Annotated in this window: 23 protein-coding genes; 7 read left to right on the forward strand and 16 right to left on the reverse strand. The window is 73.3% G+C overall.

Annotated elements, in window-relative coordinates; translation table 11 throughout:
• Nucleotides 1–47: 47 nt before the first annotated feature.
• Nucleotides 48–233 (reverse strand): hypothetical protein, encoded by a 186-nt coding sequence (locus NWP09_RS02435; protein ID WP_258273954.1) that lies wholly within the window; start codon nt 231–233, stop codon nt 48–50.
• Between the two features lie 92 nt (nt 234–325).
• On the opposite strand from NWP09_RS02435, the gene NWP09_RS02440 reads away from it, so the two are divergent.
• Entirely contained in the window at nt 326–610 is a 285-nt protein-coding gene (locus NWP09_RS02440) for a metal-sensitive transcriptional regulator (protein WP_258273955.1), read from the forward strand.
• A 74-nt stretch (nt 611–684) separates the two neighbouring features.
• Here the strand turns inward: NWP09_RS02440 and NWP09_RS02445 are convergent, their stop codons facing one another.
• The 3 genes from NWP09_RS02445 to NWP09_RS02455 all read right to left on the reverse strand — a co-directional run bounded on the left by NWP09_RS02445 (nt 685) and on the right by NWP09_RS02455 (nt 3,550).
• Nucleotides 685–909, reverse strand: a complete 225-nt coding sequence (locus NWP09_RS02445; RefSeq protein WP_258273975.1) for a CDGSH iron-sulfur domain-containing protein — start codon at nt 907–909, stop codon at nt 685–687.
• On the reverse strand, nt 909–1,940 hold the full coding sequence (locus tag NWP09_RS02450) for an iron-containing redox enzyme family protein (protein ID WP_258273976.1): 1,032 nt from the start codon (nt 1,938–1,940) through the stop codon (nt 909–911). The genes NWP09_RS02445 and NWP09_RS02450 overlap by 1 nt, the downstream gene beginning before the upstream one ends.
• A 308-nt stretch (nt 1,941–2,248) precedes the next feature.
• Nucleotides 2,249–3,550 (reverse strand): M18 family aminopeptidase, encoded by a 1,302-nt coding sequence (locus NWP09_RS02455; protein ID WP_258273956.1) that lies wholly within the window; start codon nt 3,548–3,550, stop codon nt 2,249–2,251.
• A gap of 220 nt (nt 3,551–3,770) precedes the next feature.
• Between NWP09_RS02455 and NWP09_RS02460 the strand changes: the two genes are divergently transcribed.
• Nucleotides 3,771–4,343, forward strand: a complete 573-nt coding sequence (locus NWP09_RS02460; protein ID WP_258273957.1) for a dihydrofolate reductase family protein — start codon at nt 3,771–3,773, stop codon at nt 4,341–4,343.
• A 75-nt stretch (nt 4,344–4,418) separates the two neighbouring features.
• On the opposite strand, the gene NWP09_RS02465 is transcribed toward NWP09_RS02460, so the two are convergent.
• The 3 genes from NWP09_RS02465 to NWP09_RS02475 form a co-directional block, all read right to left on the reverse strand.
• Nucleotides 4,419–4,955, reverse strand: a complete 537-nt coding sequence (locus NWP09_RS02465) for a lipopolysaccharide assembly LapA domain-containing protein (protein ID WP_258273958.1) — start codon at nt 4,953–4,955, stop codon at nt 4,419–4,421.
• Between the two features lie 156 nt (nt 4,956–5,111).
• Nucleotides 5,112–5,345 carry a hypothetical protein gene (locus tag NWP09_RS02470; protein ID WP_258273959.1) on the reverse strand — a complete coding sequence of 78 codons (234 nt, stop codon included), beginning with the start codon at nt 5,343–5,345 and terminating at the stop codon, nt 5,112–5,114.
• A 157-nt stretch (nt 5,346–5,502) separates the two neighbouring features.
• Nucleotides 5,503–7,008 (reverse strand): SDR family NAD(P)-dependent oxidoreductase, encoded by a 1,506-nt coding sequence (locus NWP09_RS02475; RefSeq protein ID WP_258273960.1) that lies wholly within the window; start codon nt 7,006–7,008, stop codon nt 5,503–5,505.
• A gap of 180 nt (nt 7,009–7,188) precedes the next feature.
• Between NWP09_RS02475 and NWP09_RS02480 the strand changes: the two genes are divergently transcribed.
• A complete protein-coding gene (locus NWP09_RS02480) occupies nt 7,189–9,696 on the forward strand; it encodes an RNA helicase (protein WP_258273961.1) in 2,508 nt (835 codons plus the stop codon).
• 120 nt (nt 9,697–9,816) lie between these two features.
• Here the strand turns inward: NWP09_RS02480 and NWP09_RS02485 are convergent, their stop codons facing one another.
• Both NWP09_RS02485 and NWP09_RS02490 read right to left on the reverse strand, forming a co-directional pair.
• Nucleotides 9,817–11,088, reverse strand: coding sequence for a M20 family metallo-hydrolase (locus tag NWP09_RS02485; RefSeq protein WP_258273962.1), 1,272 nt, complete (start codon nt 11,086–11,088; stop codon nt 9,817–9,819).
• A gap of 58 nt (nt 11,089–11,146) precedes the next feature.
• Nucleotides 11,147–12,811 carry an amidohydrolase gene (locus NWP09_RS02490; RefSeq protein WP_258273963.1) on the reverse strand — a complete coding sequence of 555 codons (1,665 nt, stop codon included), beginning with the start codon at nt 12,809–12,811 and terminating at the stop codon, nt 11,147–11,149.
• Nucleotides 12,812–12,887: 76 nt separating this feature from the next.
• Between NWP09_RS02490 and NWP09_RS02495 the strand changes: the two genes are divergently transcribed.
• The 3 genes from NWP09_RS02495 to NWP09_RS02505 all read left to right on the forward strand — a co-directional run bounded on the left by NWP09_RS02495 (nt 12,888) and on the right by NWP09_RS02505 (nt 16,174).
• Nucleotides 12,888–14,081, forward strand: a complete 1,194-nt coding sequence (locus tag NWP09_RS02495) for a helix-turn-helix domain-containing protein (RefSeq protein WP_258273964.1) — start codon at nt 12,888–12,890, stop codon at nt 14,079–14,081.
• A 215-nt stretch (nt 14,082–14,296) separates the two neighbouring features.
• Complete coding sequence (locus tag NWP09_RS02500; protein WP_258273965.1) at nt 14,297–15,634, forward strand: MFS transporter; 1,338 nt, start codon at nt 14,297–14,299, stop codon at nt 15,632–15,634.
• A gap of 96 nt (nt 15,635–15,730) precedes the next feature.
• Nucleotides 15,731–16,174, forward strand: coding sequence for a nitroreductase family deazaflavin-dependent oxidoreductase (locus NWP09_RS02505; protein ID WP_258273966.1), 444 nt, complete (start codon nt 15,731–15,733; stop codon nt 16,172–16,174).
• Nucleotides 16,175–16,243: 69 nt separating this feature from the next.
• On the opposite strand, the gene NWP09_RS02510 is transcribed toward NWP09_RS02505, so the two are convergent.
• From NWP09_RS02510 to NWP09_RS02540, 7 genes are all read right to left on the reverse strand, one after another.
• Nucleotides 16,244–16,873: an SDR family oxidoreductase gene (locus NWP09_RS02510; RefSeq protein ID WP_258273967.1), complete on the reverse strand. Its 630-nt coding sequence runs from the start codon at nt 16,871–16,873 to the stop codon at nt 16,244–16,246.
• 17 nt (nt 16,874–16,890) lie between these two features.
• Nucleotides 16,891–17,265, reverse strand: a complete 375-nt coding sequence (locus tag NWP09_RS02515) for a hypothetical protein (RefSeq protein ID WP_258273968.1) — start codon at nt 17,263–17,265, stop codon at nt 16,891–16,893.
• Between the two features lie 54 nt (nt 17,266–17,319).
• Complete coding sequence (locus NWP09_RS02520) at nt 17,320–17,667, reverse strand: hypothetical protein (RefSeq protein WP_258273969.1); 348 nt, start codon at nt 17,665–17,667, stop codon at nt 17,320–17,322.
• A 23-nt stretch (nt 17,668–17,690) separates the two neighbouring features.
• On the reverse strand, nt 17,691–17,888 hold the full coding sequence (locus NWP09_RS02525; protein ID WP_258273970.1) for a helix-turn-helix transcriptional regulator: 198 nt from the start codon (nt 17,886–17,888) through the stop codon (nt 17,691–17,693).
• Complete coding sequence (locus NWP09_RS02530) at nt 17,888–18,358, reverse strand: hypothetical protein (protein ID WP_258273971.1); 471 nt, start codon at nt 18,356–18,358, stop codon at nt 17,888–17,890. The genes NWP09_RS02525 and NWP09_RS02530 overlap by 1 nt, the downstream gene beginning before the upstream one ends.
• 98 nt (nt 18,359–18,456) lie before the next feature.
• Nucleotides 18,457–19,098, reverse strand: coding sequence for an NAD(P)-dependent oxidoreductase (locus NWP09_RS02535; protein WP_258273972.1), 642 nt, complete (start codon nt 19,096–19,098; stop codon nt 18,457–18,459).
• Nucleotides 19,099–19,272: 174 nt separating this feature from the next.
• Nucleotides 19,273–20,646: a DUF6421 family protein gene (locus NWP09_RS02540; RefSeq protein WP_258273973.1), complete on the reverse strand. Its 1,374-nt coding sequence runs from the start codon at nt 20,644–20,646 to the stop codon at nt 19,273–19,275.
• Between the two features lie 282 nt (nt 20,647–20,928).
• On the opposite strand from NWP09_RS02540, the gene NWP09_RS02545 reads away from it, so the two are divergent.
• A partial coding sequence (locus tag NWP09_RS02545; RefSeq protein WP_258273974.1) for a hypothetical protein occupies nt 20,929–21,129 on the forward strand: 201 nt, incomplete at its 3' end.

The raw sequence follows: 21,129 nt of genomic DNA on the forward strand, positions 1-21,129 counted from the left end.
CAAGTGGTGCGTGCGCACATGTCGTGCCCTTCTTCCGTGGTCGTGGATCAGCGCCCGAACAGGCGGGCGAGGAATCCGGGGCGGGCGCTCTGCGCCTGGTCGATCTCGCTCTGCGAGTGCGTGCCGTTGCACCACTGGGATGCGGGCACGGTGCGGCGCACCTCCTGCACGTGCTGGCCGCAGCCGGCCCAGGTGGTCTTGCCGCACACTCGGCAGGTGGTCGATCGGCACATGGCGCCTCCAGTCGTCGATTGGTCCGGTATACCCCTGGGGGTATTGAAACTATACCCAGGGGGGTATCGTGGATGTCAACCCAGGAGGACCGATGAGCACCACCGACATCCCCGTCGCTCACGACCCGGAGGCGAAGCGCAAGATCGTGAACCGGCTGCGCCGAGCGCACGGCCAGCTCGCCGCGGTCATCGCCGCCGTCGAGGACGAGGCGCACTGCCGCGACATCGTGCAGCAGCTCTCAGCCGTCTCGAAGGCCGTCGACCGCGCCGGCTTCCTCGTCGTCGCGGGCGCGCTCAAGGAGTGCCTCGCCGACGAGCCCGCGGACGGCGACGGCCGCGTCGACGAGCTCGAGAAGCTCTTCCTCTCGCTCGCGTGACGCCGTTCCTGGGCTGCGAGCGCGCCCGGATCGCAGCGTCCGAGCGCTGCCGCTGACCGCTGCCTGCCGGAGCGCTACGCCGCGTCGCCCTCGGGATCCGGCGGCGCCGGCTCCGTGCGGAAGCCGACGAGCTTGTGGGTGCCGTCGCAGAACGGCTTGATGGCGGAGGCCCCGCACCGGCACAGCGCCACGGTGCCGCGCGTGCGCTCGACGGCTTCGCCGCTCGAGGAGACCAGCTCGAAGTCACCGCGGACGAGCAGCGGCCCGTCGGTGCACGCGACGATCTGCGCGGCGTGCATCACGCCACCTCGTCGCGCCGGGTGCCGAGGTCGATGCCGCGCTCTCGGCGCAGCGCGGAGCGGCCGGCCGTCCACTCCTCCAGGGTGCGCTCCGCCGCCCACCCGTCGACCAGCATGGCGGCGGTGGCGCCGAACATGATGTCGGACACGAGCGCCGGCTCCTGCTCGGCCAGCCCGCCCGCGAGATCCCGGCCCGCGATCTGCTCGTGCACCGCATCCGCCTCGACGTGCTCGTCGAAGTAGTCGGTGACCTCCGTGCCGTAGCCCAGCCGCCGGAATCCGTCGCCGAGCATGCGGTTGGGGAGCGACGAGGTCATCTCGTACGACGCGTAGTGGCCGGCGCTCGCGCCGCGCAGGCGCCGGTTCAGCCCGAACATGCCCATGAGGTTGAACGAGGCGATCGTGAGGGCGGGCACCGCGTCGAGGTACGCGCCGTACGCGTCGTCGAGCCCGAGCTCGCGCATCGTCCGGGCGAAGAGCGCCGAGTGCATCCGCTCAGGGCGCCCGCCCCCGTACTCGTCGGCCTGGATCTCGACGAGCGCGGCCTTCGCGCGCCCCGAGAGCCGCGGGATGCTCCACGTCTGGGCGTCGGCCTCCTTGAGCGTGTAGACGGAGCGCAGCACGACGTACTCGCGCGCCTGCTCGTCGGTGGCCTGCTTCGCGATGAAGCGCGCGACGCTCGGGCCGGGCGTCGGCTTCGTGAGCTCGAAGAGGGCGGATGCGACGGCCTCGGCCTCGGCGGGCGGGGCTGCGACGCCCGGGACCTGGTCGCGCAGCTGCCGCTCGAACGCGCGCTCGATGGCGACGCGGGCCGCGACGGTCTCCGGGTGCCACTCCCACTCCTCGTCGGCATCGACCACGCCGCCGTAGTGGAGCCCGTGCAGGATCAGCAGGGAGAGCTGCAGGTCGTCGTCGCGCGCGACGTCGGCGGTGCGGGCGAGCGCGTCGGCGACCGTCGCCGAGAACCCGGCGAGCGTCTCGTCGGCGTCGGCCGTGGGCCGGCGCAGGGCCGCGAGCAGCTGCTCGCTCACCGGCCCGCGCGCAGTGAACGGCGGCGCCTGGAAGCGATCGTCGTCGCTGCTCGTGCTCCGTGTGCCCGCTGCGGCGGCCGACTCCGCGACATCCATGATGGCTTCCTCCCCGTCCGTGGCGAGCCCGTGCCGCGCCACCTGGCGCAGGATCGCGGCGCAGCAGCTCGCTTCGCTCGCCTGCTCGGCGCGTCCCGGCTCAGCGCGTCGGACTACGGCGACCCTAGCCCGGCTCCTCGGACGGAGCCTGGGGATCGTCGCCGAGACGGCGCAGAGCCGCAAGCGTCGGCCGACTCGGGCCGCGGCTACGCCTAGGCGCTCGCGCCCGCGAAGAAGGCCTCGGCGACCCGCGCGAGGTCGAAGAGGTCGCTCACACCGGCGAGCTCGCGCGCCGAGTGCATCGAGAGGATCGGGATGCCGACGTCGACCGTGCGGATGCCGAGCCGCGTCGCCGTGATCGGCCCGATCGTCGAGCCGCACGGCACCGCGTTGTTCGAGACGAACTCCTGGCTGTGCACGCCGGCCGCACCGCACCAGCCGTGCCACGCTGCCGATCCGGCGCCGTCGGTCGCGTAGCGCTGGTTGGCGTTGACCTTGAGGATCGGTCCGGAGCCGAGCACCGGCTGCACGACCGGGTCGTGCTTGTCGGCGTAGTTGGGGTGCACCGAGTGCCCGACGTCGCTCGAGACGCACCAGGACGACGCGAGCGCGCGCATCCGCTCGCCCCGGTCGGCGCCGAGCGCGAGCCCGATGCGCTCGAGCACGTCCTCGAGGAACGGGCCCGCGGCGCCCGAGCGGGTCGCGGAGCCGATCTCCTCGTGGTCGAAGACGGCGAGCACGGGGATGTGGTCGCCGTCGAACCCGTCGGCGACCCTGGAGAGCGCGACGACGCCTGCGTGCACGCTCGCGAGGTCGTCGAGCCGCCCGGCGGCGAAGAGCGCGTCGTCGCGGCCGAAGACCGCGCCGCGCGTGGCATCGGCGGTCACGAGGTCGAAGCCGCGGATGCGGCCGGCGTCGACGGGTGCGCCGTCGACCGTCGCGGATGCGGCGAGCTCGGCGAGCAGGTCGGCCGACTCGGGCGCGCCCAGGCCCCACACCGGTTGCGTGTGCGCCTGCCGGTGCAGCGCGAGCCCGTCGTTCGCCTCGCGGTCGAGGTGGATCGCGAGCTGCGGCAGCCGCAGGAGCGGTCCGGAGTCGGCGAGCACCGCGGTGCCGTCGTCGAGCACGAGCCGGCCGGCGAGGCGCAGCTCGCGGTCGAGCCACGAGTTCAGCAGCGGTCCGCCGTAGACCTCCACCCCCGCCTGCAGCCAGCCGAGCCGCCCCGTCGTCGGCTGCGGCTTGAGCTTGAAGCCGGGCGAGTCGCTGTGCGCGCCGAACACGCGCACCGGCGTCGTCGCCGCCGCCGATGCGGGCACGACCCACGCGATGACCGCGCCGTCGCGCACCACCAGGTGCTTGCCCGGGGTCTCGGGCCACGCATCCGCCTCGTCGAGCCGGGCGAAGCCGGCTGTCTCGAGCCGCCGGGCGACCTCGGCCGCCGCGTGGTAGCTCGAGGGCGATGCGTCGACGAAGTCGGCGAGGTCCTCGGCGTGGGCGATCGGGGCAGCGGGCACGGCGGGACCTCCTGGCAGACGGGGTTCCGAGCCTAGCCGCCGCCGTCCCGGCGCCATCTCAACCGGTCAGGTGGTCCGCCGACGCGATAATCGCGTCCGCCGACCACCTGCCCGGTTGAAAGCCGAGGGTGGGGGCTTGTCGGGGGTACGCGGCGCGCCTAGCGTCGCAGGCACCGGGCCCGAGCGGCGCCGCCGCCCGCCCGCGGCGAAGGGAGGCGCGATGCAGACGCTCACGGTCGACTTCATCATCTCGCTCGACGGCTATGGCGCCGCCGAGGGCTGGCCCGGGTGGTGGGGCATGGAGAGCCCCGAGTACCTGCGGTGGCTCGAGGAATCGCCCGAGCGCGACGACCCGATCCTCATGGGCGCGAACACCTACCGGCTCATGTGGGGGCTGCTGCAGGCCGGCGAGCCGGGCACGGAGGCGCTGCTCCATGTGCCGAAGCTCGTCTTCTCGTCGACGCTCTCGGTGCCGCTCGAGTGGCCCAACACGACGCTCGTCACCGGCGATGCAGCGGATGCGGTGGCGGAGCTCAAGGAGCGGTCGGAGCGGCCGCTCCGCACGCTCGGGAGCATCGCGCTGTGCCGCTCGCTGCTGCGCGCCGGCCTCGTCGACCGGTACCGGGTGGTGATCTTCCCGGTCATCACCGGCGCGACCGGCCGCGACCGCATCTTCGACGAGTACCCGGACGTGCGGCTCGAGCTCACCGCGAGCCGCACGTTCGAGGGCGGCCTGCAGCTGCTCGAGTACGCGCCGACGGTGCTCGAAGCCCCGCCCGGCCGCGACAGCTGAGCGCTCCTCCTCGAGGTCGCGGGTGCCCCGGCGTCGGCGGATGCGTCGCGCCTCGCCACCGTCGAGGTCGAGAGCTCAGCGGAGGGCCTGGCGGATCGCCTGCCGCTCCTTCTCGAGGCGGCGCACGCGGCGCCCGAGCTTGAACAGGCGCACCGAGCCGAGCAGCGCGGTGATGAGCACGCCGGCGATCGCGGCGAAGAGCATCGCGACGCCGAGCGGCAGGCTGAACTCGACTCCGAAGAACGCGAAGTCGGCAGGCTCGATGTTCTGCAGGATGAAGATGAGCAGCAGCACGAGGATGATCGCGCCGAGGATGAGCGCGATCCACGTGCCGCCCGAGACGCCGCGCCGCGGGTGCTCATCGAGCGTGGGGTCGAGGCGGATTCGGGTGGGCTCGACGGATGCGTCGGCGCGGCCCGCCGCGGCGTCCCCGGTCGTGCGGACGGTGTCGGCGGCGTCGTCGCGCCGGTCGGCGTCCGTGCGGTGAGCGGGCACGACGCGGTCGACTGCCGCGCCGCGATCGGTCGCCGCGCCGCGATCGGTCGCCGCCTCGCGCGCGGCCGGCACGCTGCGCGTCGCGGGCACGGCCTCGGGATCGTGGTTCTCGGCCATGGCTGTCCTCCTCGCTCGACGCTTCGTTCCGCTCACGGTAGCCCGGCGAACCTGAGGGCCGGTGTGCCTCCGAAGCGCCGCCGCGACCGATCTCAACCGGTCAGGTGGTCCGCCGACGCGATAATCGCGTCGTCTGACCACTGAACCGGTTGAGCGTCACGCGTGCGGGCGCGGGCGCCGCTCGGGCGGCGGCGGCACCGTCTTCGCGGCGACGATGTCGGCGAAGGCGACCACGACCTGGCCGCGACGGGTCGCGACCGTGCACTCGGTCGGGCCGGCGCGCACGAGCTGGCCGAGCGCATCGGTCGCCCCATGCGTGCCGCCGTGCAGCCGGTAGCGCACGACGACGCGCGTGCCGAGGGGCAGCGCGCGCAGCTCGGCGGGCGTCATCGGCGCGCCACCACGGGTTGCGGCACGACGAGTCGCGTCACCGCGAGCTGCGTTACCGCGTGTCGCGTCACCGTGAGCGGCGTCACCGTGAGCCGCGTCACGACGTGTCGCGTCACCGCGAGCCGCGTCACGACGAGTCGCGTCACCTCGACCTGCCTCACCACGAGCCCGGCGCGTAGTCCTTGAGGAACACCCCGAAGAGGTCCTCGCCCGCCTCGCCGCGCACGATCGGGTCGTACACGCGCGCGGCGCCGTCGACGAGGTCGAGGGGCGCGTGGAAGCCCTCCTCGGCGAGCCGCACCTTCGTGAAGTGGGGGCGCTCGTCGGTGATCCAGCCGGTGTCGACCGCGGTCATGAGGATGCGGTCGCTCTCGAACATCTCGCGCGCGCTCGTGCGCGTGAGCATGTTGAGCGCGGCCTTCGCCATGTTCGTGTGCGGGTGGCCAGGCCCCTTGTAGCCGCGGCCGAAGACGCCCTCCATCGCCGAGACGTTCACGATGTACGTGCGCCGCGCGGGCGAGCCGGCAAGGGATGCGCGCAGCCGCGAGACGAGCAGGAACGGCGCCGTCATGTTGGCGAGCTGCACCTCGAGCATCTCGAGCGGCTCGACCTGGTCGACGTGCTGCGTCCACGAGTTGACGTGCAGCTCGTCGGGCAGCAGCCCGCCCGCGTCGATCGCGGTGCCGGCCGCGAGCCGCTCGAGCGAGCTCGAGCCGGCGGTGAGCGCCTGCCGGGTCAGCTCGTCGGCGGTCGCGGCGGCGCTCGCGAGGATCGGGTGGCTCGCGACCGAGGCGGCGAGGGCGAGCGGATGCGCGTCGTTCGTGTGCCCGAACGTCACGAGCTCGGGCATGGGCCCGCCGTTCGGGGCGAGCTCCGGTAGCGGCGCGCGCTCCGCCTCGACGAGCGGCGCGTAGGCGCCGGGGGAGCGGCGCACGGTCTGCGCGGCGTTGTTGATGAGGATGTCGAGGGGCCCGGCCGCCGCGACCTCGTCGGCGAGCCCGATGACCTGCGCGGGGTCGCGCAGGTCGATGCCGACGACCTTGAGCCGGCCCAGCCACTCGCCCGAGTCGGGCATCGCGGAGAACCTCCGCACCGCATCCCTCGGGAACCGCGTCGTGATCGTCGTGTGCGCGCCGTCGCGCAGCAGCCGCAGCGCGATGTGCATGCCGATCTTGGCGCGGCCGCCCGTGAGCAGTGCCCGGCGCCCGGTGAGGTCGGTGCGCGCGTCGCGCTTCGCGTGGCTCATCGCCGCGCAGACGGGGCAGAGCTGGTGGTAGAACGCGTCGACCACCGTGTACTGCTGCTTGCAGATGTAGCAGCCGCGCGAGCGGATGAGGGTGCCGGCGGTGGGGGATGCGCTGCGCGTCTCGAGCGGGATCCCGCGCGTCTCGTCGTCGATGCGGTCGGGCGCGCCTGTGGCGGTCCTCGCGACGACGGCGCGGTCGGCGGCCTGGATGCGCGCGTGCTTCGCCTTGCGGCTCGCGAGCTTGACCTCCTTGAACATGTTCGCTGTCGCCTGGCGCACGGCGACGTAGTGGGGGTCGTCGCGGTCCATGCGGTGGAGCGTCTCGAGCACGCGGAGCGTCGTCGCGACGTCGTCGGCGGAGAGCGTCTCGGGGGCGTCTGCGGGCGCGCCGGAGGGAGCCGAATCGTGGGGGAGCACAGGCCAGTCTACCGAGCGCAGGGCTGCTCGCACCGCTCGCGGTCGCGGGCCCGGAGGATCTCGGGCTGTCGGCGCACACAGCGGGATAGTCCGCGCATCAGGGCGCAGGAGCGGAGATCCTCCGGTCGGCACTCGCCGCCGGCCGGGCGGCGCTGAGCGATGTGCGGGAGGATCGAGTCGATGCCCCTCCTCGACCACGCCCCCTCGCCCTGGGATCCCGACGCCGCCTTCGAGGCGTTCGCCGCCTGGTCTGCCGAGCGCGGGCTGCCGCTCTACCCGGCGCAGGAGGAGGCGCTCATCGAGATCGTGAGCGGCTCGAACGTGATCCTCTCGACGCCCACGGGCACCGGCAAGTCGCTCGTCGCGATCGGCGCGCACTTCGCCGCGCTCGCCCAGGGGCAGCGCTCCTTCTACACCGCGCCGATCAAGGCGCTCGTGAGCGAGAAGTTCTTCGCCCTCGTCGACATCTTCGGAGCCGAGCACGTCGGCATGGTGACGGGCGACTCATCCGTCAACGCCGACGCGCCGATCATCTGCTGCACCGCCGAGATCCTCGCGAACCTCGCCCTCCGCAACGGCGACGCGACCGATGTCGGCCAGGTCGTGATGGACGAGTTCCACTTCTACGCCGACCCGCAGCGCGGCTGGGCGTGGCAGGTGCCGCTGCTCACGCTCCCGCGGGCGCAGTTCCTGCTCATGTCGGCGACGCTCGGCGACGTCACGCGCATCGCCGACGACCTCAGCCGCCGCACCGGCCGCGAGACCGCGCAGGTCACGGGCGTCGAGCGCCCCGTGCCGCTGACGTTCGAGTACGCGATGACGCCCGTGCACGAGACGATCGAGGAGCTGCTCGCGACCCAGCGCGCCCCCGTCTACATCGTGCACTTCTCGCAGGCCGCCGCCCTCGAGCGGGCGCAGGCGCTCACGTCCGCGAAGATCACCACCCGCGAGCAGCGCGACGAGATCGCCGCCGCGATCGGCGACTTCCGCTTCACGACCCGCTGCGGCCAGACCCTTTCGCGGCTCGTGCGGCAGGGCATCGGCGTGCACCACGCGGGCCTGCTGCCGAAGTACCGCCGCCTCGTCGAGCAGCTCGCGCAGCAGGGGCTGCTGCGCGTCATCTGCGGCACCGACACGCTCGGCGTCGGCATCAACGTGCCCATCCGCACCGTGCTGCTCACGGGGCTCACGAAGTTCGACGGGCAGCGGATGCGCCATCTCACGGCGCGCGAGTTCCACCAGGTCGCGGGGCGGGCGGGCCGGGCGGGCTTCGACACCGCCGGCACGGTCGTCGCCCAGGCGCCGGAGCACGAGGCCGAGAACGCGAAGATGCTCGCGAAGGCCGGCGACGACCCGAAGCAGCGCCGCAAGCTCGTGCGCAAGAAGGCGCCCGACGGCTTCGTCTCGTGGGGGAAGCCGTCGTTCGAGAAGCTCATCGACGCCGAGCCCGAGCCGCTGCAGTCGCAGCTGCAGGTGAGCCACTCGATGCTCCTCAACATCATCGGCCGCGGCGGCGACGCGTTCGCCGAGGTGCGCGAGCTCATCGAGTCCTCGCACGAGCCGCGCGCCCGGCAGCTCGAGCTCGAGCGGCGCGCACTCGCGATCTACCGGACGCTCCGCACCGCCGGCGTCGTGGAGCAGCATCCCGACCCCGACGATCCGGGCGCGCCTCCGCGCATCCGCCTCACCGTCGACCTGCAGCCGAACTTCGCGCTCAACCAGCCGCTCTCGCCGTTCGCGCTCGCCGTCATCGACATGCTCGATCCCGAAGACCCGACGCATCCGCTCGACGTGATCTCGGTGATCGAGGCGACGCTCGACGACCCGCGGCCGATCCTGTCGCAGCAGCAGTTCCTCGCGCGCGGCGAGGCGGTCGCGGCGATGAAGGCGGAGGGCATCGACTACGAGCAGCGCATGGAGCTGCTCGAGGACGTCACGCACCCCAAGCCGCTCGAGGAGCTGCTGACCGAGGCGCTCGCGGTCTTCGCCTCGTCGCAGCCGTGGGTGCGCGACTTCGAGCTGTCGCCGAAGTCGGTCGTGCGCGACATGTGGGAGCGGGCGATGACGTTCGCCGACTACGTGCAGCACTACGGGCTCTCGCGCTCGGAGGGGCTCGTGCTGCGCTACCTCTCGGACGCGTACCGGGCGATCCGCCAGACGGTGCCCGCCGAGGCGAAGGGCGACGAGCTGCTCGACCTCATCGAGTGGCTGGGCTCCGTCGTGCGGCAGGTCGACTCGAGCCTGCTCGACGAGTGGGAGCAGCTCCTGCACCCGACCGAGCCGGGCGAGGCGCCGATCGCGCCCCCGCCGCCGCCGTCCGTCGTCGCGAACCCGCGCGCGTTCCGGGTGCTCGTGCGCAACGAGCTCTTCCGGCGCGTGCAGCTCGCGGCGCTCGACAAGCACGAGGAGCTGGGAGAGCTGGATGCGTGGGCCGGCTTCGACGCGGATGCGTGGGGCGACGCGCTCGACGCGTACTACGACGAGCACCCGTCGATCGGCACGGGGGCGGATGCCCGGAGCCCCCGCATGCTCGAGCTCGAGGAGGGGCCGCACGAGTGGCAGGCGCAGCAGATCCTCGCCGACCCGGCGGGCGACCACGACTGGCGCATCTGGGCGACGATCGACCTCGCGGCGTCGGCCGAGGAGGGCCGCGCGGTCGTGCGGGTCACGCGGGTCGGGCGGCTGTAGGCCCCGCGCCTGCGATCTCAACCGGCCTATTGGTTCGGCACGGCGATAATCTCCTCCGCCGACCAATAGGCCGGTTGAGATCAGCGCAGGAGGTGCGGCGAGGGCCCGCCGCTCGACGCGTCAGGCGCCGGGTGTGAAGGCGGCCTCGCTGCCCAGCTCGCCCGCGACGAGCCGCGAGAGCACCTCGGTGAGCAGCGCGACGCCCGCGAGGCTGTCGTCGTCGCTCGTGCGCTCGCCCTCGTTGTGGGAGATGCCCTCGATGCTCGGGACGAACAGCATGACCGTCGGCGCGACATCCTTCATGTTCGTGGAGTCGTGCCCCGCGACCGTCATCGTGGGCCGGTGCGAGAGACCGAGACCGGCCGCCGCCGAGCGGGCGAGTTCGACGCCCTCCGGCTGGTAGGCGAGCAGGCCCCACTCGTGCGTCAGGCGGCGGTCGATGCGCACGCGCGCGCGCTCCTCGATCGCTGCGAGGCGCTCCTCGAGCAGCTCGTTCGCGCGAGCGAGCACCGCCTCGTCGGGCGAGCGGAGGTCGAGGTTGATCTCGACGAGCCGCGCGACCGTGACAGGGGAGTTCGGCGCGAGCTCGAGCTCGGAGACCGACGAGTGCAGCATCCCCTCGGGCAGCTCCTCGGTGAGCTCGCGCGCGGCGACGATCACGAGCGCGGCGCCGTAGAGCGCATCCTTCCGGTCGGCCATGATCGTCGAGCCCGTGTGGCTCTGCTCACCGTGCACGGCGATGCGGTACTTGCTCGCGGCCCACGTGCGGTCGACGAGCCCGATGGTCGTGCCCGACTCCTCGAGCCCCCGGCCCTGCTCGATGTGGATCTCCGCATACGCGGCGACGGGCGGCGGGGTGAGGTCGAGGGCGTCGCCCGGCTCGCCGATCGCCTCGGCGACCGTGGTGCCGGCGCGGTCGGCGGTCGCGAGCGCGGTCTCGAGCGCGAGCTTGCCGGTGAGCACCGAGCTGCCCATCATGCTCGGCGCGAACCGGCTGCCCTCCTCGTTGAACCAGTTGACGACCGCGAGGTTGCACGCCGGCTGCAGCGCTCCCTCGCGCACGCGGCGCGCGACCTCGCGAGCGGCGTGCGCGGCGGCGAGCACGCCGTAGGCGCCGTCGAAGCGGCCGGCGAGGGGCTGGGAGTCGAGGTGGGAGCCGACGAGCACGTACGGCGCGCCCGGCACGAGCTCGAGCAGGCCGAACTGGTTCGAGATCGCGTCGTGCCGCACGGCGAAGCCGGCGCGCTCGAGCCAGGCGCGGAACCACGCGCGCGTCTCGTGGTCGGCCGGCGTGCCGGCCTGCCGCTCGACGCCGCCGCCGGGCGTCGCCCCGAAGCTCGACATGGTGGCGAAGTCGTCGAGGAAGCCGGGCTCGTCGGTCTCGGTGCGCATGGTCGCTCCTTGGTTCTCTGCCGCGGGGGCGCGGCGGTCGTGGTCGCTCATCGTCGGGTCAGCGCTCCGCGAGCGCGCCGTGGACGGCTTCGCCGCCGACGAGCGTCGCGACGACGTCGATCTGGCCGATCCGGTCGGTGGGGACGGCGCGGGGGTCGTCGCCGAGCGCGACGATGTCGGCGAGCATGCCGCGCGCGAGCACGCCCTTGCGGCCGCCCCAGCCCGTCGCCTGCGCGGCGCCGGCGGTGCACGCGCGCAGTGCCTGCTCGACCGTCAGCCGCTCATCCGGTCCGTAGGGCGCGCCGCTCTCGGTGCGCCGCTCGACGAACGACTGCACGATGCGCAGCGGCTCGCCAGGCGCCACGGGGCGGTCGGAGCTGCCCGCGAGCACAGCGCCGGCCCGCAGGACGCTCGCTGCGGGGTAGGAGCGGTGCGTGCGCTCGGCGCCGAGCTTCGCCGCCATGCCGTCGCCGAACTCCGCGATGAAGCGGGGCTGCGGCACGAGCGCGACGCCGAGCCGCGCCATGCGGTCGAGCTGGTCGGGGCGCACGACGCCGCCGTGCTCGATGCGGCTCGGCAGCGGTCCGCGGCCGTAGAGCCGCTGCGCCTCGTCGATGAGGTCGAGCGCGAAGTCGACCGCCGCGTCGCCGATCGCGTGGAGCGCGAGCGCCCAGTCGCCCGCGGCCGCCGCGAGCACGCGGGCCCGCATCTCCTTTGGATCGCCCTGCAGGTAGCCGTGGTTGCCGTGGTCGTGTGCGTAGTCCTCGCTCATCGCCGCGGTCGAGCCGAGCAGCGACCCGTCCGTGAACACCTTGACGGGGCCCACCTGCAGCCGGTCGTCGCCGATGCCGCTGCGGATCCCGGCGGTGAGCCCGATCGCGCGCGGGTCGTCGACGTGCCCGTCGAGGTCGGCGAGCGCGTCGAGGGTGACCATGGCCTGCATGCGGGTGCGCAGCAGCCCACGGTCCCGCGCGCGCTGGTAGGCCGCGAACTCCCGCGGGCTGTGCCCGATCCAGCCGCCCGCGATGCCGGCGTCGGTCACCGAGGTGATGCCCTCCCGCGCGTACTGCGCGGTCGCGCGGCCCAGCGCATCCTCGATCGCGGTGAGCGGGTCGGGCAGCAGCACGTCCTGCACGAGGCGCATCGCGTTCTCCTCGAGGAGGCCCGTCGGGCGCCCGCGGTCGTCGCGCACGATGACCCCGCCGTCGGGGTCGGGGCGCGGCTCGTCGCCGACGCCGATGCGGGCGAGGCCGACGCCATTGAGGGTCGCGGCGTGCCCCGACGTGTGCTTGATCCACACGGGGCGCCCGCCCGCGGCGCGGTCGAGGGCGTCGCGGTCGAGGGGGCCCGACATGCCGAGCGGGTTGAAGCCGGCGGCGACGACCCACGCGTCGCCCTCGAGATTCCCGGCGCGCTCGGCGATGAGCCGGTCGACGTCGGCGGGCGTGCGCGCGGCCGACAGGTCGAGCTCGGCGAGCGTCTGCCCGAACCACACGCTGTGCGCGTGCGCGTCGTTGAAGCCGGGCAGCAGCACGCCGCCCTCGGCGTCGAAGCGGCGATCCGGCCGCGCGCCGTCGAGCTCCTCGTCGAGGCCGACCACGCGGCCCTGCCAGATGCCGATCCTGCTCGCCAGCGGCCTCCGCGGGTCGCCGGTGAGCACCCGGGCGTTGTCGATGATCGCGTCGATGCGCACGCTGCCTCCCGCTGCTGCCGTCCAGCCCATCCAACCTGGGCATCGTTACAGCGACAATGGAGGCACGGCACGGGATCGGGCCGCTGGGCTGTGCACGCGCACAGGGGTGAGGGGGAAGTCAGGCCGCATGGTGATGGATGCGCCGGCGCACGAGGGCGGGGAGCGGCCGTCGTCGCCCGAGTGGCAGGCGCTCGTCGCCGGGCTCGAGGCGGAGATGCCCGGCATCGTCGAGGACTTCGTGCGCGCGTTCGACGAGCGGGTGCTCTACGACCGCGAGGCCGTGCCGGAGCGGGACCTGCGCGACACGGCGGATGCGACGCTCAGGATGCTCGTCGCGCGCCTCGCGGGGCGCACGCCCACCGCCGACGAGGCGGTGCTCGCGGCCACGCTCGGCGTGCGGCGCGCGCGGCAGGGCGTACCGCTCGACCGGCTGCTCGAGGCGGTGCGGCTCGACTTCCGCGTCCTGTGGCGCTGGCTGCAGCGGCTCGCCGGCGAGGAGCAGCGCGCGGTGCTCGTCGACCGGGTCGAGTGGGTGCTCACGGTGGTGGAGCAGTACGTCGACGAGGTGCAGCAGTCGTTCCTGCGCGAGACGGCGGCGATGCAGCGCGACGCCCGGCTCGCGACCGAGCGCCACGTGTCGCGGCTGCTGAGCGGCGACCTGCCGCGGGCGACGTCGATCGACGCGATCGCCCAGGGCCTCGGTGTCGCAGCCGATGCGGAGTTCGACCTCATCGCCGTGCCGATCGACCGGCTCGAGCGCGCGCAGGAGGCCGCCGCGGCGGCGCTCGCCGCGGGCGCCGTGTTCGGGCACAGCCACGGCGACGCCTACTGCCTCTTCTGGGTGCGCGCACCGCACGAGCGGCTCCCGGAGCAGCTCGCGCAGCTGCCCGGTGTGCACCTCGAGCGGCTCGAGGGGCTCCTCGCCGTCGCCCGCGGCGCGCGCGCAGCGCTCGCGCTCCTCGGGTCGACGCCCACGCCCGACCGGCTCGTCGGGGTCGAGGAGCTGTGGCCGTCGCTCGCGGCCGGCCGGCTGGCCGAGCTCGTGCCGGGATACCGGGAGCACGCGCTCGCGCCGCTCGGGGAGCTCACCGACTACCAGCGGGAGGCGGTCGTCGCGACCGTGCGGGCGTACCTCGAGACCGGATCGGTGCACGCGGCGTCGAAGCGCGTCTTCTGCCATCGGAACACCGTGCTCAACCGCCTCGCGACGTTCCGCGAGCGCACCGGCCTCGACGTGCAGCTGCCCGTCGAAGCGGCGCTCGCGATCGTGCTGCTCGCGGCCGGTCCGCCCGCCGGCTGAGGCCGTCCGCCGGGGTCTGGCTGGGCATCCGCACAAACCGACGGGCGAAATCTGCGTCGCGGTGCCATTGAGCATGTGCAAACGGCTCCGCCACGATGGCAGGACGCCGCCGATCCCTCGACGGCGCCCGGCGTCGGGGGCCCGGCCCGCCCGATGCCGTCCCGCACCGTCTCACGGCTCGGCTCCGGCCGCCGGTCTCGAAGAGGAGAGCTCCCATGAACCAGGCAGCGAACGCGGCGACCTCGCCCCCGGACGGCGAGATCGTGGTGAGCCCCAAGGACGTGCGCCGCATCGCGAGCGCCGCCTTCGTCGGCACGGCGCTCGAGTGGTACGACTACTTCCTCTTCGGCACGGCCGCCGCGCTGGTCTTCAACCGGCTGTTCTTCACCGAGCTCGACCCGACCGCCGCAGTGCTCGCGTCGCTCGCGACGTTCGGCGTCGGCTTCGCCGCGCGCCCGATCGGCGCCTTCTTCTTCGGCGTGCTCGGCGACCGCGTCGGCCGGCGGCCCACGCTCATCCTCACGATCGTGCTCATCGGTGTCGCGACCGGGGTCATCGGCCTCCTCCCGACCTACGCCGACATCGGCCTCATGGCGCCGGTGCTGCTCGTCGCGCTGCGCCTGCTGCAGGGCCTCGCGGTCGGCGGCGAGTGGGGCGGTGCAACGACGATCGCGATCGAGCACGCGCCGGTCAAGCAGCGCGCCCGGTACGCGGCGCTCGTGCAGGTCGGCTCGCCGGTCGGCACGCTCATGTCGTCCGGCGCGATCGCCCTCGTGCTGCTGTTCCCGCCGTCGGAGTTCGACGCGTGGGCCTGGCGCCTGCCGTTCCTCGCCGCCTTCCCGCTGCTCGGCATCGCGCTCTGGATCCGGCTGAAGGTCGAGGAGTCGCCGATCTTCGAGGACCTCGTGCGCCTCGACCAGCGCGCCAAGGTGCCGGCGCTCCAGGTGTTCACCAAGGCATGGGGCCGGCTGATCATCGCGGTGGCCGCCGCCTTCCTGGGCGTCGGCGGGTTCTACGTGATGAACACGTTCGTCGTGAGCTACGCCGCGAACACGCTCGGCGTCGACCGCCAGGTCGTGGTGAACGCGACGCTCATCGCCGCCGTCGCCCAGATCATCGTCATCCTGCTCTGCGGTCGGCTCGCCGAGCGCGTGGGTCCCGGCCGCGTCACCTTCTGGGGCGGCGTCGCGACCGCCGCCGCCGCTGCGCCGCTGTTCTGGCTCATCGACACCGGCTCGCCGCTCGCCATCACGTTCGCGGTCACCGCCGGCATCGCCCTGCTCACCGTGACCTACGCCGTCACCGGCGCGCTGCTCACCGAGCTGTTCCCGCCGGAGCTGCGCTACAGCGGCGTCTCGCTCGGCTACAACATCGCCGGCGCGCTCTCGGGCTTCCTGCCCTTCGTCGCCACCTGGCTCATCAGCCTGAACGAGGAGGCCGTCTCGTGGCCGGCCGTGGTCATCCTCGCGGTGGTCTCGCTCATCACCGCCGCCGGCGGGTTCTTCGGCGAGCGCCTCCGCGTGAAGGACAAGGAGCTCGTGCACTCGGCCTGACCCCGCGCGCCCAGGGCCGCGCCGCATCCGCCATCCTCCGGGAATGGCAGGCGGCGCGGCCCTGTTGTCGTCCGTCACACGAAGCGAAGGAGCACCATGCCGCTGCAGGGGGAGTACGCGCCGAGCACGTCCGACTGGGCGCGCGAGCAGGCCGAGCGGTTCGAGGCGTCGGGCGGCGCCGAGGCGAACACGCTGCGGGGCATGCCGATCATCGTGCTGACGAGCGTCGGCGCGAAGAGCGGCAAGCTGCGCAAGACCGCGCTCATGCGCGTCGAGCACGAGGGCGAGTACGCGGTGATCGCGTCGATGGGCGGCGCCCCGAAGCACCCGGTCTGGTACTGGAACCTCAAGCGCGAGCCGCACGTCGAGCTGCAGGACGGGCCCGAGCGCCACGACTACCTCGCGACCGAGCTCGAGCCGGGTCCCGAGCGCGACGCGTGGTGGGAGCGCGCGGTCGCCGCCTACCCGCCCTACGCCGACTACCAGCGGAAGACGGACCGTCTCATCCCCGTCTTCCGCCTGACGCGCACCGACGCCTGAGCCCGGGGCGCCGCCGGTGGTAGGGCGCGATCCCGTACGCCGCGGCTGACCACCCGCGACGTCGAGAGGTCAGTCGAAGCTGGGCGAGGGCGCGAACTCGGCTGCGAGCTCGGCCGCGAGCTCGCGCACGTCGGTGTGGCCGGCGAAGTCGCGGTCGGGCTGCGCCGCCCGATCGGCGTCCGAGACGAGCGCCTTCACCCGCTTCGCGACGGTGCGCGCGGGCGTGTTCCGCAGCTCGTGGCCCACCGCCGCGAGCCAGGCCTCGGCCGCCGCCTTGAGCGCGACGTAGTTCGCGTTGCCCGCCGTGGGGCGCTCGACGCCGGTCGACGAGATGATCGCGATGACCCCCGCATCCGACCGCCCGATCGCGCCGGCGAACGCGCGCGTCGTGTTGCGCAGGGTGCCGACCACGCGCCGCTCGAGCCACGCCCAGTCGACGTCGGACTGGCCGGCGAGCCCGCCGCCCCCACGCCAGCCGCCCACGAGGTGCACGAGCCCGTCGAGCTCGCCGACCTCGGCGGCGAGCGCGGTGACCGCCTCGAAGTCGGCCAGGTCGCACTCGAAGCGCTCCGACGCATCCACGAGCCCGAGGCGATCGGCGTTCGAGCCGACCGCGATGACGTGGTGCCCTGCGGCGAGCAGGGCGGATGCGGTGGCGTGCCCGAGCGCGCTGGTCGCGCCGGCGAGGAGGATGCGCATGCGGACAGTCTGCCGCGCTACCGCTCGGCGTTCACCATCGCGAGCTCGATGTGCGCGAACGCGGCCGTCGCGGCGAGCGCCATGCCGATGAGCGAGACGGGGAACGAGCGGCGGGCTAGCGCCGTGAGCGCCAGCGTCGCGGCGATCGTCACGAGCACGAGCAGCGGGGCGAGCGCCTGCAGCACGTCGATGACGGCGAGCACCCGCTCGGCGTAGCGCGGATGGCACGCGCTCGCTGCCGGCGGGCACGCGCTCGTCGCCGTGACGGGCCCGACGCCCTGCAGCATGAACGACGGCAGGTTGAGGAGGACCGGGCTCGTCAGCACGGGCAGCATGCCGAGCACCGTCTCGCGCTTCTGCTCGGACGGGGGCAGCCGGTGCGCGAGGCCCATGCGGGGAGGGTAGCCCCGCACCGGCGCGCGCGACAGGGGCGAGCCGCCGCGGGATCAGGCGGGGAGCAGGAGCGGCAGCGCGAGGCCGATGGCCATCGAGGCGCCGATGGCGGCGACCCCGATCGCCGCGGCCCGGAAGGCCGGTCGTCGGCGCACGACGAGCACGATGACCGCGACGAGCGTGCAGATCCAGAGCGCGAGGGGCAGCTGCCACACGAGGAGCTCCGACCAGCTCCGCATGAGCCACCAGCCGTCGCGGCCCTGCGCGATGAACCACGCGACGCCCATCGCCACGAGCGCGGGGTACGCGGCGAGCAGCGGCAGGAGCAGCAGCACGACGCTCCCGGCGCGGTCGCCGCGGCTCGGCGCGGCGGGGGCCTGCTCGTCGGCGGTCGTCGGCACGGGGCCAGGCTACGCGCCGCCGCTCATGCGTCGTCGGGCGTGAAGAGATCTTCGATGCGGCAGCCGAAGACCGCCGCGAGCCGGAACGCGACGGGCAGCGACGGGTCGAAGCGGCCCTTCTCGATCGAGATGACGGTCTGCCGCGACACGCCCAGCTCGTCGGCGAGCCGCTGCTGCGACCAACCGAGCGCCGCGCGCCGCTCGGGGAGGGCGTTGCGCATCACGCGCTCCGCAGCTTCGCGACGAGGTAGCGGATGCCGAGGTCGAGCAGCAGCAGCACGTCGATCGCGACGAGCACCAGGCCGACCGGCAGCTCGATCTCGGCGAACGAGAAGACCGCGGCGCCGATGCCGATGACGACGAACGCGTCGATCATGGTGCCCTCCGCGGCCTTCGCGAACCAGCGCGACTCGACCGAGTCCTCGGGCCGCTCGACCGCATCCTTCACCGAGGAGCGGTCGACGAGCAGCACCCAGCCGAGCGACGCGGTGACGGGCAGCGTCACGAAGGCGAGGATCGAGAACCGCAGCCATGCGTCGCCCGTGTCGCCGAGCCACGCGTAGAGACCGCCCATCGCGCTCGAGACGGCGAGGCCGAGCAGCAGCGAGGCGATGATGAGCGTCGCGCCGCCGCCGCCGAAGCGCGAGCGGCCGATGCTGCTGCGGGGTGCGGATGCGCGGGTGTCGGTCACGGGGTCTCCTCTGCTCGAGCACGGGTGAGTGTCAAGGAGACTGTACTAACAAGCGTGCTTAACTGTCAAGCACGCTTGTCAGGTGCTGCGGCCGCTGCTCAGTACGCGAAGGAGATGTGCTCGCGGCGGTGGGCGCCCGCCTCGATCTCGTCGACCACCGCGAGCGCGAAGTCGGGGCCCGAGATCGTCGACGAGCCGTCCGCGTCGAAGAACGCCTCGTCACCGCCCGTGCGGTACTCGCCGCGGCGGGTCTGGTCGGGCACGAAGCTGCCGAACGTGCCGGCGGGGGAGATGTAGGTCCAGTCGACGCCGTCCATGGCCGAGACGCGCTCGAACGCCGAGAAGAGCTCGAGCGCCTCGGGCTTGTACTCGGGCGCGAACGCGTCGGTCTTCACGATGCGCTCGCCCTCGGCGTTCTTCAGCGAGCCGAAGCCGCCGACGATGAGGAACCGAGCACCGGTCTCCGCGACCCGCGACGCGATGTCGGCGTACGCATCCGCGACCCTGCCCTCCATGTCGCCGCGCGGCGAGAGCGCGCCGACGACGACCTCGGCGCCGTCGAGCGCCTGGGCGAGCACGTCGCCGTCGAGCACGGAGCCGCGGATGACGCGTGCGCCCTCGGGGGCGTCGGTCGGGGTCGAGCGCGAGACGAGGGTCAGCTCGTGCCCGCGCGCGGCGGCCTCCTTCGCGATCCATCCGCCCGCGAACCCCGTCGCGCCGAGCACCGTGATCTTCGCCATGCCGTCCTCCTCGTGAAGCGTGTCCTCGAGCCAACCCCCGCGGCCGCCCGGGCATTCCGCGCGCGCCGGGTCGCGCTCGTCAGGCCGTGCCGACGGGTGCAGAACGGCCGACGGGGTGCTGGCTGACCAGCACCCCGTCGGCGGGAGCGCACCCGTCGGCGCGCGACGAGCGCGCTACACCGTCTCGCCGGTGATGCCCTTCGTCGACGCGATGACGTCGCGCATCTTCTTCTCGAACGCCTCGTAGAACATCGAGAGCGGGAACTCGTCGTCGAGCACGAGGTCGGTCAGCTGCCGGGGCGTGCCGTCGAGCGGCAGGTCGCCGGCCTTCCACGCGGATGCGGGGTGCGGCTCGACGACGGAGGAGACGAGCTCGTAGGCGGCGAGCCAGTGTGCGACCTTCGGCCGGTCGATCGACTTCCAGTAGAGGAGCTCGATCGCCTCGCCGAGCTTGTTGACGACGTCGGGCACCTCGTCCCAGTCGAACGCGAGCTGCGTGTCGGTCCAGTGCAGCACGCGGTGCTGGTGCAGCCACGCGAAGAGCAGCTGGCCTCCGAGGCCGTCGTAGTTGCGCACGCGCGAGCCGGTGATCGCGAAGCGGAAGATGCGGTCGAAGATGACCGCGTACTGCACGAGCTTCGCGTGCTTCGCGAGGTCGAGGTCCGCCTCCGTCGCGAACTCGTCGGCGGCGATGCGGCGCTCGATCGCGACCGCCTCGCGGAAGGCGGTGAGGTCGCAGCGCAGCTCCTCGAGCGAGTAGAGGAAGAACGGCATGCGCTGCTTGATCATGAACGGGTCGAACGGCAGGTCGCCGCGCATGTGGGTGCGGTCGTGGATGAGGTCCCACATCACGAACGTGCGCTCGGCGAGCGCCTGGTCGGCGAGCATCTCCGCGGCGTCGGCGGGCAGCTCGAGCTTCGTGACATCGCACGCGGCCTCGACGACGCGGCGGAAGCGGGCGGCCTCGCGGTCCTGGAAGATCGCGCCCCAGGTGAACGGCGGGATCTCGCGCATCGCGACGGTCTCGGGGAAGAGCACGGCCGAGTTGGTGTCGTAGCCGGCGGTGAAGTCGATGAAGCGCAGCGGCACGAAGAGCCCGTTCGCGTAGTCGCCCGCCTCGAGCTCGGCGATGAAGTCGGGCCAGATGACTTCGACGAGCACGGCCTCGACCCTGCGGTCGGGCGAGCCGTTCTGCGTGTACATCGGGAAGACGACGAGGTGCCGCAGCCCGTCGACCCGGTGCTCCTGGGGCTGGAAGCGCACGAGCGCGTCGAAGAAGTCGGGCTCGCCGAACCCCGAGGCGGCCCACCGCTCGAAGTCGAGCGCGGCCTGCTCGAGGTACTCGGCGTCGTGCGGGAACTCGGGGGCGATGTCGCGGATGCCCTCGGCGAGCTCGGCGACGTGGGCGCGGGCGGCGTCGTGGTGGGCGCTCTCCTCGATCGCCCCGTTCTTGGCCTGCAGCGGCTGCAGCGCCGTCGCGGCAGCCTTGATGCGGAGCCAGGCGGGGTGCTGGCGGAGGTCGGCGGCGGTGGCCTGGGTCATCGTCATGGGAGCCTCCCGGAGGGCGGATAGCGGGGCGTGACGCGCTCGGATCCGGGCGTCTGGCGCACCAGCGGTGCGCGATTCCAGCGTATGGGCGCGTCTGCGCACGTATCTTGCGTTCGGCCCGCCCTTTCCTGCCCGTTCGCGGTGCCATGGCGAAGCGTGCGGCCGCGCGCAACGCTCTTGCGCGGAGCACTGAGCATCGGCTCAGGAGCACGTGAATCCGGCATGGCGCATGCCTGGCGTTCGGCACCCTGGAAGGGCACTCGAGCGGACCGGAGGGATGAGATGGAGGGGGCTGCGAGCCCGCGGCGCCCCGCGCTGCTCCTCGCCGCGCAGCTCGGCGCGGTCGTCGGCCTGGACGCGATCCTCGCGCTCGTGCTCGTCGAGACCGCGAGCCTCGAGGTGCGCGTCGCGCTCGGGCTCCCGCCGGCCGGTGCGCCGCGGGACGCGCTCGCCGGGTGGGCGGCGCTCGCGACGGTGCCGGCC

Source organism: Agrococcus sp. HG114, assembly GCF_024723325.1.
GTDB lineage: Bacteria > Actinomycetota > Actinomycetes > Actinomycetales > Microbacteriaceae > Agrococcus.

Coding starts and splice junctions, on each gene's coding strand:
- NWP09_RS02435 (WP_258273954.1), bottom strand. CDS start 233: ATGTGCCGATCGACCACCTGCCGAGTGTGCGGCAAGACCACCTGGGCC.
- NWP09_RS02540 (WP_258273973.1), bottom strand. CDS start 20,646: ATGACGATGACCCAGGCCACCGCCGCCGACCTCCGCCAGCACCCCGCC.
- NWP09_RS02485 (WP_258273962.1), bottom strand. CDS start 11,088: ATGCGCACCGAGACCGACGAGCCCGGCTTCCTCGACGACTTCGCCACC.
- NWP09_RS02465 (WP_258273958.1), bottom strand. CDS start 4,955: ATGGCCGAGAACCACGATCCCGAGGCCGTGCCCGCGACGCGCAGCGTG.
- NWP09_RS02505 (WP_258273966.1), top strand. CDS start 15,731: ATGCCGCTGCAGGGGGAGTACGCGCCGAGCACGTCCGACTGGGCGCGC.
- NWP09_RS02535 (WP_258273972.1), bottom strand. CDS start 19,098: ATGGCGAAGATCACGGTGCTCGGCGCGACGGGGTTCGCGGGCGGATGG.
- NWP09_RS02500 (WP_258273965.1), top strand. CDS start 14,297: ATGAACCAGGCAGCGAACGCGGCGACCTCGCCCCCGGACGGCGAGATC.
- NWP09_RS02440 (WP_258273955.1), top strand. CDS start 326: ATGAGCACCACCGACATCCCCGTCGCTCACGACCCGGAGGCGAAGCGC.
- NWP09_RS02515 (WP_258273968.1), bottom strand. CDS start 17,265: ATGGGCCTCGCGCACCGGCTGCCCCCGTCCGAGCAGAAGCGCGAGACG.
- NWP09_RS02445 (WP_258273975.1), bottom strand. CDS start 909: ATGCACGCCGCGCAGATCGTCGCGTGCACCGACGGGCCGCTGCTCGTC.
- NWP09_RS02490 (WP_258273963.1), bottom strand. CDS start 12,811: ATGGGCTGGACGGCAGCAGCGGGAGGCAGCGTGCGCATCGACGCGATC.
- NWP09_RS02470 (WP_258273959.1), bottom strand. CDS start 5,345: ATGACGCCCGCCGAGCTGCGCGCGCTGCCCCTCGGCACGCGCGTCGTC.
- NWP09_RS02480 (WP_258273961.1), top strand. CDS start 7,189: ATGCCCCTCCTCGACCACGCCCCCTCGCCCTGGGATCCCGACGCCGCC.
- NWP09_RS02525 (WP_258273970.1), bottom strand. CDS start 17,888: ATGCGCAACGCCCTCCCCGAGCGGCGCGCGGCGCTCGGTTGGTCGCAG.
- NWP09_RS02460 (WP_258273957.1), top strand. CDS start 3,771: ATGCAGACGCTCACGGTCGACTTCATCATCTCGCTCGACGGCTATGGC.
- NWP09_RS02510 (WP_258273967.1), bottom strand. CDS start 16,873: ATGCGCATCCTCCTCGCCGGCGCGACCAGCGCGCTCGGGCACGCCACC.